This window comes from Marinobacter lacisalsi (assembly GCF_042651045.1).
Lineage (GTDB): Bacteria > Pseudomonadota > Gammaproteobacteria > Pseudomonadales > Oleiphilaceae > Marinobacter > Marinobacter lacisalsi.
Window position 1 is genome coordinate 43,779 of the sequence record NZ_JBHSDI010000064.1, and the last position, 14,284, is coordinate 58,062.

12 protein-coding genes are annotated in these 14,284 nt (G+C 59.3%); 7 read left to right on the plus strand and 5 right to left on the minus strand.

Annotation, left to right across the window (positions count from 1 at the left end; translation table 11 throughout):
* Positions 1 to 18: 18 nt before the first annotated feature.
* Complete coding sequence (locus ACFOZ5_RS19210) at positions 19 to 1,776, minus strand: aldehyde dehydrogenase family protein (RefSeq protein WP_379890418.1); 1,758 nt, start codon at positions 1,774 to 1,776, stop codon at positions 19 to 21.
* A 55-nt stretch (positions 1,777 to 1,831) separates the two neighbouring features.
* The gene (locus ACFOZ5_RS19215; protein ID WP_379890420.1) at positions 1,832 to 3,556 is read right to left on the minus strand and encodes a GMC family oxidoreductase; all 1,725 of its coding nucleotides are present in this window, start codon (positions 3,554 to 3,556) and stop codon (positions 1,832 to 1,834) included.
* A 326-nt stretch (positions 3,557 to 3,882) separates the two neighbouring features.
* On the opposite strand from ACFOZ5_RS19215, the gene ACFOZ5_RS19220 reads away from it, so the two are divergent.
* Positions 3,883 to 4,560 (plus strand): nitroreductase, encoded by a 678-nt coding sequence (locus ACFOZ5_RS19220; RefSeq protein ID WP_379890422.1) that lies wholly within the window; start codon positions 3,883 to 3,885, stop codon positions 4,558 to 4,560.
* A gap of 122 nt (positions 4,561 to 4,682) precedes the next feature.
* On the opposite strand, the gene ACFOZ5_RS19225 is transcribed toward ACFOZ5_RS19220, so the two are convergent.
* A complete protein-coding gene (locus ACFOZ5_RS19225) occupies positions 4,683 to 4,898 on the minus strand; it encodes a hypothetical protein (protein WP_379890424.1) in 216 nt (71 codons plus the stop codon).
* 325 nt (positions 4,899 to 5,223) lie between these two features.
* Here ACFOZ5_RS19225 and ACFOZ5_RS19230 point away from each other — a divergent pair, with 325 nt between their 5' ends.
* The 4 genes from ACFOZ5_RS19230 (at position 5,224) to efpL (ending at position 9,964) form a co-directional block, all read left to right on the plus strand.
* Positions 5,224 to 6,960, plus strand: a complete 1,737-nt coding sequence (locus ACFOZ5_RS19230; RefSeq protein WP_379890426.1) for an isocitrate/isopropylmalate family dehydrogenase — start codon at positions 5,224 to 5,226, stop codon at positions 6,958 to 6,960.
* 326 nt (positions 6,961 to 7,286) lie between these two features.
* A complete protein-coding gene (locus tag ACFOZ5_RS19235) occupies positions 7,287 to 8,507 on the plus strand; it encodes a cation:proton antiporter domain-containing protein (RefSeq protein ID WP_379890428.1) in 1,221 nt (406 codons plus the stop codon).
* A 121-nt stretch (positions 8,508 to 8,628) separates the two neighbouring features.
* Entirely contained in the window at positions 8,629 to 9,267 is a 639-nt protein-coding gene (locus ACFOZ5_RS19240; RefSeq protein ID WP_379890430.1) for an SDR family oxidoreductase, read from the plus strand.
* 130 nt (positions 9,268 to 9,397) lie between these two features.
* Positions 9,398 to 9,964, plus strand: coding sequence for an elongation factor P-like protein EfpL (efpL, locus tag ACFOZ5_RS19245; RefSeq protein ID WP_379890433.1), 567 nt, complete (start codon positions 9,398 to 9,400; stop codon positions 9,962 to 9,964).
* On the opposite strand, the gene ACFOZ5_RS19250 is transcribed toward efpL, so the two are convergent.
* Positions 9,927 to 10,688, minus strand: coding sequence for a pseudouridine synthase (locus ACFOZ5_RS19250; protein WP_379890435.1), 762 nt, complete (start codon positions 10,686 to 10,688; stop codon positions 9,927 to 9,929). The genes efpL and ACFOZ5_RS19250 overlap by 38 nt on opposite strands.
* A gap of 85 nt (positions 10,689 to 10,773) precedes the next feature.
* Between ACFOZ5_RS19250 and ACFOZ5_RS19255 the strand changes: the two genes are divergently transcribed.
* Positions 10,774 to 11,181, plus strand: a complete 408-nt coding sequence (locus tag ACFOZ5_RS19255) for a PaaI family thioesterase (protein WP_379890437.1) — start codon at positions 10,774 to 10,776, stop codon at positions 11,179 to 11,181.
* Positions 11,182 to 11,251: 70 nt separating this feature from the next.
* On the plus strand, positions 11,252 to 13,228 hold the full coding sequence (locus ACFOZ5_RS19260) for a hypothetical protein (protein WP_379890439.1): 1,977 nt from the start codon (positions 11,252 to 11,254) through the stop codon (positions 13,226 to 13,228).
* 59 nt (positions 13,229 to 13,287) lie between these two features.
* Here ACFOZ5_RS19260 and ACFOZ5_RS19265 read toward each other — a convergent pair whose 3' ends face one another.
* Positions 13,288 to 14,172 (minus strand): pirin family protein, encoded by an 885-nt coding sequence (locus tag ACFOZ5_RS19265; RefSeq protein WP_379890441.1) that lies wholly within the window; start codon positions 14,170 to 14,172, stop codon positions 13,288 to 13,290.
* Between the last annotated feature and the right edge of the window lie 112 nt (positions 14,173 to 14,284).

Below are 14,284 nucleotides of genomic sequence, written 5' to 3' on the forward strand. Positions count from 1 at the left end.
GACTTTAACCCACGCCCATTAGCCCAACAAGGCATTCAGGAAGATTCTGGGAACCTTCAGTATAGAGGGCTGATACTGGAATTCCGTCAGCAGTTGGCCAAGCCGGTGTTGCTTCCGGTTGGAAACGAACCAGGGTGGCTTGGGCAACAGGGTAAACCCGAGGCTCAGCAGGTTCCTGGGGAATGGCCGGAACGGCGCGTAGACCACACAGCGCTCCACCTTGTCGAACATATAGGTGTTGTGCACAAAGCCTATGCCGCTCTGTACGTCGTCCAGGGTATGACCCGGGAAAGCACCCCAGGGGCACTGGGGCATCAGGAAGCCGAGACCGGTCCAGGCATTGATGGCGATGGTGCCATAACGGAGTTCCGCAATGATCGACTCGAAGGTATCCTGGCCGATCTGTCGGATGGTCGCCGGGTGGATCAGAATGTTGGCGCCGAGCGTGCCGTGCAGTTGATCATTGGCATAGGCGACTGCCTTGCGCAGGTACTCCGCGGGATCCTTGCCTTCAATCTGGTAGGTGCTCATGGCAGGCGCAAAGACTTCGTTGTTGCTGAACCAGGGCTTGGTCTCTCCAGTGGCTGATTCGGATGACAGCGGTTCAACGATACAGGCGTCGGCGCCCGGCCGTTCGAATTTTAGGATGTTGTCGCTGTTGGCGGAGAAGCCGGCCATGCGGTCAGCCGCGCCAGGGTAATAGAGTGGACGGGAGGGTATCCTCGCCATGGTCGCCTCAACACGCTTCATCAGCTTGTCGGACTGGTCCCAGTCCCGGGGGAGAATCAGCATCTGACAGGCCACACAGTTGAAACCGGAATTGTGCAGCTTCTGGGTGGCGATATGCTCAGACTGAAAGGCAATGTCGGCGTCACTCCAGGGACCAGGGACGACAATGGTCGGGCAGACGGCACCCAGCTCGGAGGTGATCCGGCGGTTGTTGACCGGTGTGCCTGCGGCCTTTTTTTTCGCGGTTTCTTCCCCGCCACCCCAGACAATCGCGTCATGGGAGGCCCCGGCGCCGGTGATGTGCAGCTCGTCAATGTCGGGGTGGTTGCAAAGATGCTGTCCTACCTCGAGACCGCCCCGGACAATTCTCAGCGCACCTGCGTCGATCAGGGGTTTGAAGGCATCCTCCAGGTACGTATCCAGGTACTCGTTGACCGGGTTCATTTTGAGGATGGCGACCTGGTGCTCCGAGAACAGTTTCTGGAAACAGTCCAAAGGGGGGATCGCCGCGATATTACCGGCACCGAGGATCAGTGCCACCTTGCCCTCCCGTTCCGACGGGGGTATGTCATAGGCACTTGCGGTATGGGTCCGGAGATTGGCCCGGTTTACGTCTTTCTCCATCCACACATCGGCCCGTACGCCGGATAGCAGAAGATGATCCCAGACCGAATGGGGTACGATCTTGGCGATGACCTGTCCGGTCACGGATTCCCGCAAGGGTATCTTGTCCAGGTAGGCTTTCCCCTTCATCTCTGAAAGCGTGTGGATCAGCTGGTTGCAGGCACTCATGACCGCGTAGGGGCCGGATATCCATTCCTCTCCGGCCAGGGGAGAGCCGGCCGGTATCTGTTTTTGTCTCGCGGCTTCTTCGGCCCAGGCGGGCGCCACTTTTATAAGGCGGTCGCGGACCTCGGAAAGCAGGCGGATGCGTTCGCTGGTCGATGTCTGCGCCCATTTCAGGGCATTGCTCTTGAGGTCTGCCACGGCCTGGTCGAGAGATTCAAAGGCCGAATCAGGAGCGGGGTGTGATTGTGTTGCTGTCATGACGGTTCCTTACCGATTAACGGTTGAAGACGGGTGGCAAAAGTGGACCTGGTCATCAGGCATGTTCGCGAATCAGGTCAGCGCATTTTTCGCCAATCACCATGCAGGTTGCGTTGGTGTTGCCGTTGATGATGCGTGGCATGATCGATGCGTCCGCAACCCGCAGGCCTCTGACCCCATGCACTCGCAGCTTTGAATCCACGACCGACATACCGTCAGGCCCCATCTTGCAGGTACCGACCGGGTGATAGATGGTCTGGGTGTTATTGCGGATGTAGTCGCGTATCTCGTCATCGGTGCGGACGGCGTCGCCCGGCATGTATTCAGCTCCCCGGTACTCGTCCAGGGCTGGGCCTTTGAGAATGTTCCTGGCAATCTTGATGCCCTCGACCATCACCTCCAGGTCGTGATCGTCCTTCAGTATCGCCGGGTCGATGGCTGGCTTGGCGTGGGGATTTGATGATGTGAGCCTGACGGAGCCGGCACTTCGGGTGCCCACAATGCCCGGCATCAACGTGAAACCGTGGCCTTCCGGGTTGCCGGCACCGTCCGCGATGAAGTAGTTGGGGGCAAAGTGGAACTGCAACTCCGGTGCAGTGGCCTCCGGATCCAGTTTCAGGAAACCGCCGGCCTCACCAATGTTTGACGTCAACAGACCCATTCCCTGCTTGAACAGTTCTGCCTGTTCAGGTGTCTCGGCTGCTGCCAGTGTGACAGGCTGTGTGCATTCATGGGCAACCGGGACCATGGCATGGTCCTGAAGATTCTGACCTACACCCGGCAGGTCCCTGACCACGGAAATGCCAAGGGCTTCCAGGTCTTTCCGGGCGCCAATGCCGGATAACATGAGAATCTGCGGTGAGCCGATGGCCCCCGCCGAGAGAATGACTTCCTGGCTGGCCTGTACCTGGTGGATGCTACCACCAGACTCGAAGCGGACACCGGTACACCGGCCGTTCTCCATAATCAGGTTGTGCACCAGCGACTCACCCTGAATGGTGACATTGTCCCGTTCCAGGGCGGGATACAGGTAGGCACCGGCGGCAGACGCCCTCATACCATCTTTCTGGGTGACCTGATAGAGACCGAAGCCCTCCTGGTTGCCGGAATTGAAATCCGCGTTCAGCGGATACCCCTGTTCTCCGGCGGCGGCGACCATGGCTGTGGACAGGGGATTGGGGTCGCGCTGGTCGATAACGCTCAGGGGACCGCCGACGCCGTGCACCGGACTCTCGCCCCGTGAATTGTCTTCACCTCGAATGAAATAGGGCAGCAGTTCCTTGTAGCTCCAGCCCGGGTTCTCGCTTGCCCAGTCATCGTAATTGCTCGGGTGGCCGCGCATGTAGATCATGGCGTTGATCGAACTGGATCCTCCATAGACCCTGCCCCTGGGGATGTAGACGGTGTTATCAGCCAGGCCTTGCTGTGGGGTGGAGGTGTAATCCCAGTCGAAAGGTGTTTTGAACAACTGCGGAAACGCCACCGGTATATGTATCGCCTGATGGGTGTCCGCTGGCCCTGCTTCGATGACCAGAATATTTTTTGACGGGTCCTCGGCAAGCTTCGCTGCCAGGGCGCAGCCGGCGGAACCGGCCCCAATAATGACATAGTCATAATCGTCGGCAGCCGACGCTTTCGCATGCCGTGCCCCCAGCACCATTGGCACAGAGGCGACCATGCCGAGCGCCGCCATTGCCCTGATGAACCCCCTGCGCGACAGTCGCCCCGACTCGAACTGCTCTTCGAGTTGTGCCGACATCTTCTTGTTTTTGTTCGTCATAATTATCTCCGACAACCTTACCGGGCAGGTCCTGCCTGGTATTGGCAGAGCCTGCAGTTTATTATTGATATCAGATGAACATAACAGGTGTTATGTTCATCTGATATCAACATAGCAGTGTTGCGCGGAATTACCAGAAGCTGATCAGAAAAAATACAAACGAGCAGGTTTCAGTGTTGAAAGGTGGGCGGTAACGCCCGGACCTGTTGTTCTGCGGGACAGGTCATGCTAATTCTTAGCAACATATCGAAATACCCCCAAAGGCAAAGCTGATCGCTCGTTGAGACACAGTGCCAATGTCAGAAACAAACAAAAAAGGTTCACCGATGAAACTTGACCAGGTAATACAGGAACGCCGCTCCATCCGCGGATTCACCGATCAACCCGTCCCGCGGGCATTGTTGGAGGAGGTGATTGCGTTGGCCAACCGGGCACCGTCTTCAATGAATACCCAGCCGTGGCACCTGCATGTCCTGACCGGCGAGCCCCTGGAGCGGGTTCGCCGGGGCAATACCGAGCGGATGCTTGAAGGGGTCCCTCCCAGCCGTGAAATCGGGGACTACAGCGCGTACGAAGGTGAGCACCGAAAGCGTCAGGTTGAAATTGCGGTGCAGCTTTTTGAGGCCATGGGTATAGAGCGTCATGACGCCGAGCGCCGCCAGGACTGGGTAATGCGCGGTTTCCGCCAGTTCGATGCACCCGTGTCAATTGTCGTCTGTTTTGATCGGGTACTGCTGGACAATCCGATCGCCCACTTTGATACCGGCGCGATGACCTACGGTCTGGTGCTCTCAGCCTGGAGTCGGGGCCTGGGGGCGGTGATCAACGGGCAGGGGATTATGCAAAGCCCGGTGGTTCGGGAGGTGGCCGGTATTCCCGAGGATCAGGTCATACTGACCTGTGTTGCACTGGGATGGCCGGACGATGACTTTGTTGCCAACTCGGTGGTGTCACGTCGACGCCCCGTCAGCAACACGGCGCGATTCCTGGGTTTTGATGAATAATGGGGTAAGCCGGTGACGACTGTGTGCCGGCTGGAGACGGGACAACAAAACCCGCCAGGCGGCCACATAAAACCTTGAAGTCCAGGGCCCTGGCCAGTGATGGTCAGGGCCCTGTCAGCAACTCATGATGCGTTGCTGTCAGTCTTCTCTTCAGCCTTGTTGTCAGCTGTTTCGGACGCTTTGCTGTCCTGCTGGGTCTGGCTTGCCTGGAGTTGCTGCTCCAGTACTTCTTCCATCCACACCTGCTGGGCACTGGCATTGGCGGCACCCATGACGCCAACAACGGCGATGGTGGCGATGGCAGCGGTTTTCTTCAGGTTTACATTGATACCGAACATAATAGAACTCCTCAAAAACGACTATTGGATTTCGTCGGGTCTCAGCGGCTGACAGGCTTCGCTGATCTCGATGGTTGTATTATTGAGGAGTCGCGCCTGTGAGAAAAATTGTCACTCAATATTCCTGACATCACCTGAAATGATGTATCTCCTTGCGTGTTCGCGGCAGGTCCACTGGTTCATGGCGGGTTGAGAGTACCCGGTGCAGCGGCCTGTGGCTTCAGGCCTGCTTTCCTTGACCCCTGCTCAATCAGGCTTAGGGTAAAGAGAGGCAGCTGCGGATTCCGCATTCCGTCTCACAGGACACAACCCAGAGGAGAGCATGATGGGAAACAACAAGATCAAGGTGGAATCGCCACTGGTTATTCTCCACGGCGACGAGATGGCCCAGGTGGCCTTCGAGGAATTGCTGAAGACCTTTGTCTCCTCCAGGCTGGATATCGAGCTCCGGGAAATCGATCTTTCCGCCGAGAACCGCCTGGTCACCAATGGCAGAGCGGTGACCGAGTCCATCGAGGCGCTCAGGACGTATGGCGTAGGCATCAAGAATGCCGGTATCACCGTCAACCGGAGTCAGCTTGACGAACTGCTCAGGAAGCACCCGGACCTTGACGGGGTGTCGTTGGATCCCCTGGCCACCAAATCCCCCAATGGCGCCATCCGAAAGGGCATTGGCGGCAATATCACTCGTGAGGATATCCAGTTCCGCAACATCCGGGTGAGGCGACCGGAGTGGATCGGTCGCGATATCGAGGTGATGACCATGGACAACGGAGGCATCAAGGACAGCTTTAACGAACTGTCACGTGCCACCGGGATCATCAAACTTCTGTTCGTGGGTAGCAGTGGCGACCCGGTGGAGCTACACCGCCGGGAGATCAGCAAAGGCGATCCGCTGCTGCTCGCCACCAACGACACAGCGGACATTACCCACTGGGCCCACCAGTTCTTTCAGCGTGCCATTGATGAAAAACGGGATATTTACCTGGGCCTGAAGGACACGGTGATTCCCGGCTACGACGGTGCCATGCGAGCCACCATCGAGAGCATTTACAAACAGGACTACCAGGAAAAGGTGGAGGAACTCGGTCTCGGCTTCTACTACGAGCTGATTGATGCCCAGGCCGCGCGGATCGTTTCCAACCCGCCTGACCACGCCCTTTGGGGGGTGCCGGACAATACTACCGGCCGCAAGCTGTTCAAGCTGGTCAGTCAGCTGAAGCTCCACGGCATTCCGCCGCGTAATGTCCATGTGTCCATCTCCCGCATGAGTGCCGGCGGTGGCGACCAATACGGCAGCTTCAACGAGCCCGCCAGGGAAGACGGCATCGTCAAGGTGGTGGTGGATGGCGAGGAGCGGCATGCAAGGCATGTCAGGAAAGGTGACCCCATGTTGCTGATGTCCAATGACCGCCAGGCGATCAAGGATTGGGTCAGCCAGGTCTTCCGCGACGCCTCGCGCAAGGACAAGGAAGTCTACTTCGGCCTGAAGCGGGAATACATGGAGTACGACGAAGTCTTCAGTAACGTTATTACCGAGGTACGCCGGGAGCTGGCCAAGCAGCATACGCCGCCACCATCCTTCATGATAATGCGGCCCTCCAGCCAACTGATTAAGATGATTACCGACCCGCCACGGAATGCCCTGTATCCGTCCCAGAACCTGGATGGCGATATCTTTTCCGATATTTCCGCTGCCCTGGGCGGCAGCCTGGCCACCGCGAGCTCGATCATCGAAAGCAAGGAAGGCACCATGCTTTTCGAGGCGCCTCATGGTACCGCCCACGACCTTTACCTGAAGTACCGGGAAAGTGGCGGAAAGGAGGCGCATTTTAACCCTTCGGCACTGATCTATGCGTTGGGCAATGCGCTTGAGGCGCTCGGCGAGCGAGACGGCAACGAGGACCTGGCCAGCTATGCCGAAGCGCTCAAGCAGGCACTCAAGGACACAGTGGCCGACGGGATTATTACGGCCGATCTGAAGGGCAAGACCACTGACCCCGATGCCGAAAGGGTGGTGGACCTGTACGGGTTCATTGATGCCTTGCGACAGAGGCTCTGAAGCGTCGTGGGTAGTGGTCGCGCTCACTCGTTACAGCCGGTTAATGACAATGCAGCCGCTGTGCCTGATCCCCGCTAGCTTAAGAGAACCCGGCCTTCGATCAGTCGAGTAAAGCTGGCAGAGCTGTAACCCCGCTGTGCTTGCCGGAGTATCATCGCCGGCTATCCTTTGGGGCATGAAAAGGTCGTTGATTGTGGTGGTTGGTGGAACGGGCTACCTCGGCCTGGACCAGGCCGAAGGTGCTCTGCTGGAAACGAACGGTTCACTGAGCGCAATCCGCTGTGGTGCGGAAACAGGACATTTGAGCCTGGAGGGTGTGAAGGGATATGGCGGAACTTAACCTCTCTCTCGCCCTGGTCGGCGCCATCGTGTTGCTGCTGGGGCTTTTCTCAAGGCCTCTTGATCGCAGCTGGGCTTCGTTGCCCATGCTGGCATTCCTGACAGGTGTGTTTGTAGGCCCTGTCGGGCTGGGCTGGCTGGATGCATCCCGTTGGGGCGGTGACAAGTTCATCCTGGAGCAAGCCGCGCACCTGACCCTGGCTATCAGTCTGATGGGCATCGCCCTGAGGCTGCCGCCGCGCTACCTGTTCGACCACTGGCAGTCGGTGCTGGTGCTGATCGTGGTCGGGATGCCGCTGTTCTGTCTGGTCAGCGCTGCCCTGGCCTTCGGGTTTCTGGATGTGGGTGTCCTCGCTGCCCTGGCCGTTGGTGCGGCGGTCTGCGCCACCGATCCGGTGATCGCCAGTTCGATCGTTACGGGTGGTGTGGCCAAGCGCCACCTGCCAGGGCGTTTCCGCCACACGCTTTCCTCGGAATCAGCCCTGAACGATGGGCTTGCCTTGCCCCTGGTCATGGTGCCTGTGCTTCTCATGACAACCGGGGTGTCGGCTGCGGCCAATGAATGGGTGTGGCGCGTCTTGCTGTGGGAGGTGGGCGGTGCCGCGGTGCTGGGTGTCATCCTGGGGCTGACTGTGGGGAGGTTGCTGAGGCTGGCGGAGCGGCGGGATTTTGTGGATCAGCCATCCTTCCTGTCGGTGACGCTGGCGCTGACGCTACTTGCCGTCGGGCTGGGGAAATTACTGGGTACGGACGGACTGGTGGTGGTATTCGTGGCGGGCGTAGCCTTTGACCAGGAGGTTCAGGGCAAGGATCGGTCCCGGGAGGCCAATATACAGGAAGCGGTGAATCTGCTCTTCACACTGCCGGTCTTCATGCTGTTCGGGCTTATGATTCCGCTCAGGGAATGGCTGGCACTGGGATGGAGTGCGCCTGCACTGATCCTGTCGGTGCTGTTGCTACGGCGTTTACCGGTGATTCTGTTACTGCGCCCTTTGATTCCCGACTGGCGTTCCCTGTCAATGGCGGGCCTGGCCGGCTGGTTCGGACCTATCGGTATATCCGCGCTCTACTACGGGCTGTATATCCACCGTGAAACAGGTACCGGCATGGCCTGGGTGGCCGTCAGTCTGCTGGTGGCTGCCTCATTGATAGTACACGGTGTAACGGCGGCACCATTCGGAAAATGGTATGGCAGGTCGCACAGGTAATGTCCCATGAGCACCGACGCCGTGTTCCGCCTGCGGGCCCGATGTTAACGACTGGCTTGAAACAGTCTCTTGTCGGACGCAGATAGTAATGATCATGCCGCAACCGATCAGGAGGTGATCCATGCGTGTTCTTATCGCCGGTGCCAATGGCAAGATTGGCCAGCACCTTGTCAGGCACATGGCTGACAGTCAGCACATTGCACGAGCCATGGTACGCAACCCGGAACAGGCGCCCGAGCTGGAGCGGCTCGGGGCTGCAGAAACCGTGGTGGCGGATCTGGAGCAGGACTGCAGCCATGCCCTTAAAGACTGCGATGCGGTGATATTCACCGCGGGTTCCGGCCCCCATACCGGCCCGGAAAAGACCGTTGATGTCGACCAGAACGGCGCCATCAGGCTGATTGATGCGGCCGAGGCCGCCGGCGTGAAGCGCTTTCTGCTGGTCAGCAGCATGCGGGCCGACGCACCGGAGAAAGCCCCGGAGAAGATACATCACTACCTGAGGGCCAAGCAGAAGGCTGACGAGCACCTGCGTGCCAGCAGCCTTGATTTCACTCTGGTTCGTCCCGGGCCGCTAACCAACGACCCGGGTACTGGAAAGGTCGAGTTGAGCCCGAGACTGGACCGCACCGGTTCCATTCCCCGCGAGGACGTTGCCTCGGTGTTGCTGGCCGTTCTGGACGCGGATAACACCGTGCGTCAGACGTTCGATCTGTTGTCGGGAGACGACGGCATTGCCGAGTCGCTTGCACGTCTGTAAACCCTGTGTCACCAGGCGGCAAAAAGAGATGGCAGTTCGGTATTTCCTGCTCTGCCTGTCGATTGTTTTCGTCAGTCGTGATATATCAGCAAGCCGTGAACCCCACTTTATGGTTGCAGGACTGACAGCAATGCCAAAAGCCAGTGAAATCAAGAAAAATCAGGCCATCGAATACGATGGCCGGGTCTACTTCGTCAGGGATATCGAGCGTTCCGTGCCCCAGGGCCGGGCCGGTGGCAGCCTCTATCGTATGCGCATGTACGACGTGGTGACCAATGCCAAGCTGGATGAGACCTTCAAAGATTCCGACATTCTCAACCTGGCGGACCTGGTTCGCCGCTCAGCGGCCTTTTCCTACGCCGATGGTGATGAATACGTGTTCATGGACACGGAGGACTACACCCAGTACAGCCTGAACCGGGAAGCCATTGCCGACGAGCTGCTGTTCATCACCGAGGAAACCCAGGGTGTCATGGTTATCCTGCTTAACGACGCGCCTGTCGCACTCGATCTGCCGCCCACCGTGGATCTGGAAATCGCCGAAACGGACCCATCCGTCAAGGGCGGCTCTGCCACAGCCCGCACCAAGCCCGCCAGACTGACCACGGGCCTGGTGGTGCAGGTACCGGAGCACATCTCGACAGGTGACCGGATAAAGATCAACGTGGAAGAGCGGAAGTTCCTGGGGCGGGCGTAACGCCTGCAGTGGCGATTGTCGTCCCGCGGGATGGCACGGAGCCAATTTCCTCTGGCGTCAGGCTGCGGCTGGCGCCCGGGGGCAGGGATTCCGGCAGGGCTATGGTACCAATGCGTTCCCGATGCAGGCTGGTAACCTGATTACCCACGGCATGAAACATCCGTTTCACCTGATGGTAGCGACCTTCGAAGATGGTCACCCTTGCCTCCAGGGGCGCCAGCGGCTCCAGGGTGGCGGGTGAGGTCGTCAGCTTTTCACAGGCGAACCAGATGCCCTCGGCAAACTGGTTGATAGCATCAGCGCCGATGGGCGTGAGGGTGGTCACCCGGTAAACCTTGGGTATCTTGATGTCGGGTTCCGTCAATCGTCGTGACCAGTTGCCATCGTTGGTCAGGATCAGCAGGCCGGTGGTGGCCCGGTCCAGTCGTCCGGCAATGTGGAGGTGCCCCCGGAGCTCAGGTGGTACCAGTTCCATGACCGTTGGATGGACCGGATCCTCGGTCGCGCTGAGGTAGCCTGCCGGCTTGTGCAGCATCAGGTAATGCGCCGGTTCAGCCTGCTGGATGACCTTGATGCCCACCATCACGCTCTGGAAACGGGAGATATCCCGGGCGGCCTCGGTGCATATCTGGCCATCCACTCGTACCTGCCCGCTGGCAATAGTCAGGTTCGCCTGCTTGCGGCTGATACCATTCTGGTTGCTCAGGATGCGGGAGAGTTTCAAGGCTACGTCCGGCGTGGTCTGGGAGTTTGATGCATGGTATCAAACCTTGTCACCATCGGTGACGGCATTCAGGGAGGAGACGGATATGAATGACATACCTGAAGGATTTGCGACCTTGTCGCGCACCAGCCCTTATACGGAGTTACTGGGGCCGATCTACCAGAAAACCGAGGCGTCCGGGCTGGTTGTCGGGCTGCGGATTGAGAACAGGCACTGTAACGCCAGGGGGCTGGCCCACGGCGGCGTTTTCGGCACTCTGGCTGATATTGCCATGGGCTACGCGGCGGCGTTCTCCACGGAGCCTCCGACGCCGATGGTAACGGCGAGTCAGACCATGGATTATGTCGGCAAGGCGGAGCAGGGTGACTGGGTGGAGGTTCATACTGATGTTCACAAAGTCGGTCGCAGCATGGCGTTTGCCGGTTGCAGGTTCTATGTTGGATCAAGATGCATTGCCACAGCGAGCGCGGTGTTCAGTGTGGTAACAGCCTGAGCGGGGTAAGTTATCGGGGCCCGACATGGGCGAACGGCATCGGGTAGGACTGGCTAAGGAGCCCGTTGTTATGGACCAACCGGAAGATGATGCCGTGCTGGCTACCACAGTGCAGCAATTCGATGTTGCCCTGGCTGACTTTGCCCGGGCGCGGCGGATGGATCCGAAAGCGTCCAGCCTGGTGTTGCTTGAGCGTGCCCGGGCGCTGATGCTGGTGCCAGGGGGCTTTGATGCCCTTTACCGTCGGGTCCGGGCACTGGAGTCGGCTGGCATTTTCGGGGCCAGCGACTGGGCCCGGCCCGCCATCCTGCAGCCGGCCCTGGCCAAACGTTCACTGCGGGAAGCGGGGGCTGTCACCACCATTGTCGAGGCCAGCAGTGAGATCCGCTTGCTGGCAGTGACCCTGGGTGACTATTTCCATCCTGGCATCTCGTCCGAGCAGGCCCGGCACTTCCTGACCCAGGTGATGGCACTGAACCTTGACCTGTTGTCGGGGCAGATGAGTGAAGCGGACCGCGAGCGACCCGAACAGCTGGGCCTGCTCGTGCAACAGCTCTACCAGTACCTTATTGCCCACCTGGGGTATGAGAGCCTGCTGGACAGCCTGGTTGCCGAGGTCTGGCGGCTACTGGATCAGGGCCCGGTGCAGGTGGACAGCATTTGCGACATGATCGGCCAGATTGCAAAGTGTCTTTACGATCCGGACATCAGGACCCGTGGCACCGCCGACGCGACCAGGCTGGTGCGCGCGCTGTTCGCGCCGTCTCTCGCCTGCGCGGAAGACCCCGGGCTGGCCATATACGAACAGCGCCTGAGCGAGATGGACGATGTTGAACTGTCGGACGAGGCCGCCAGTATGGCCCGTAGCATGCACGACACGGGTCTCGCGTCCCCCTACCATGCCGCCATGCTCCGATACCTTCGCAGCACCGGCCAGGATGACCTGATTCCGGCGGCCCTGGGCCTGACCATGACCGGTCTGGACGATTTCTACTGTTATAACGAGCTGGTCAATGCGCTGATCGACGAAGCCATATACCCGGAAACCTGTCAGGCCGTATTCGGGCTCACCATGATGCTGGAGAGAGGCTCACTGTTTACGCCCCCGGTGGCCCAGGCCCTGTGGCGGCAGATCAAGCTCACGCTGTCAGCGGAAACCGCCCGTACCCTGACGGAGGCGTTCGGCGAAGACCAGCCGCCGCGGGTCTATCTGCTGGCCGGTGTGCTCAACCTGCTGGGTCAGCCACTTGGGGTTGGCCAGGGCAACAATCCCAGCTGCCAGTCGGCCATCGGGCTGTCCATGTGGGCCGCCAACGAGGCGGATTACCTCCTTCAGGTGCTGGCCTGGGCGGCACGGGACAACGAAGTCCTGACCCGGTTCGAAGGTTACCAGGTGTCCTCAAAGGACCTGGAGGTGGGGCTGGTAAAGGAAGCGCCTGTCGACGTGGATCCTGTTTCCGTGGTGTTGATTCCACACCTTGACCGCCTGTACGGCGAGATGTGGCGCCGCTGCAGTGACCGGGATGATGATGCCCACCGCTGGATCAACCCGGAATTCTACGGCTGGTGGGTGAATCATGAGTTCCTGGTAGTCGCGGACATCCACACGGGGGAAATCAGGGACTATGAAGGATTTGTGCGGTGCTTCTACGCCAGCTATCACCCTTACTTCAATGGCCAGATGCCCCTCATTCACCCGCAGCCGGCCGGTATCGCGGTGACAGACAGTGCGGCGCGATTTGTCGGGCGCCACGCCATCACTATCCTGCGGGTCGGTCTCAGTCCCACCAACGAAATGCGGGTCTATTTCTTCAACCCCAATAACGACAGCGGCCAGGACTGGGGCCAGGGCATTCGGTGCTCAACCCGGGGCCACGGTGAATTCCGGGGGGAGGCCTCACTTCCCATAGCAGAGTTTGCCTCGCGGCTGTATGCCTTCCACTATGATCCGCTCGAAACCGGGGATCTTACCTCCGTGCCGGAGGCTGACGTAGCCCGCGTGGTAGCACTCGGGCTTGAAAGCTGGGCCAGGCCGGAGGAGGAGTGAGTCCTCCGTGCCTGCCTGACCTGATTGCCCGCGATATGGCGGCCTGGCTGTAGCAACGATCAGGCACTTTCCCGTAAGGTCGCGATGTCACCAAAAACCCCCGCTTGTGCATCAGCTACGGCCTGTTCATTTTCCTTAGCCGTCGCAAAGGCGAACGGGCCTTTCTGTTCGAAGGGCTCATCCAGTGGCTTGGCCGCGATAAGCACAAAATGAGTTGTCCGGACCGCGTTCAGCGTGATGTTACTGGCCTCCGCATCAGTCCTCAGCGCCAGTGCGTTGCCCCCCTGTACTCTGCGGGTCTCGCCATTGAACTGCACGGTGAGCTCGCCTTCCACCGCATAGATCCATACAGATCCGCCGGCCGCGACCTCGTGGGAAAAATGCGCCCCGCCATCAAGGTAGCCATCCAGCAGGGTAAGCGGGTTCGGGGTTCCCGATTTTCCTTCCATACCATTGCTGGAACCCAGGGCTACGCGCACCCGCGTACCGGGCCCCATGATAGTGGGCATGCTGGCGCCGGGAACGTGGAGCGACTCGGGAGGCATGTAGGCCCGTTGCGCCGGCAGTTTGACAAAGATCTGCAGGCCGCGAATGCGTGCTTCCCCGGATCTGGGCGATTCGTCGTGCATGGCGCCCCGACCTGCGCTCAGCCAGTACAAGTCCCCGGCACCCAGCGCCAGGTTGTTGCCCAGTGAATCCTGGTTGAAAAAGTCTCCCTGGCTATCCTCAAAAAGCAGACTTACCGCCGAGATACCGCCATGGGCATGGGCGCCAAAGGTGGGTTCGGTCATGGTGTAGTCATCCACCATGAGCAAGGGATCCATCAGCCCGGAAAACTGGCTATGCCGAAACTGGCGGGCGGAAAACCCGGACCCCACTTCCAGGGCGGTGGGTGAAACAACATCGGATTCAGTAACAGCGCTTGTGGGTGCCAGGTCTTTCATTTCTTCTCTCCTGCTATGGGTGTCTCCTGAGCAATATCCTATTGGTGGGACGTATAGTGGACAACCTCCACGAATAGGAAGTATCGTTCTATTAAAAGGACGATTGGGCGGT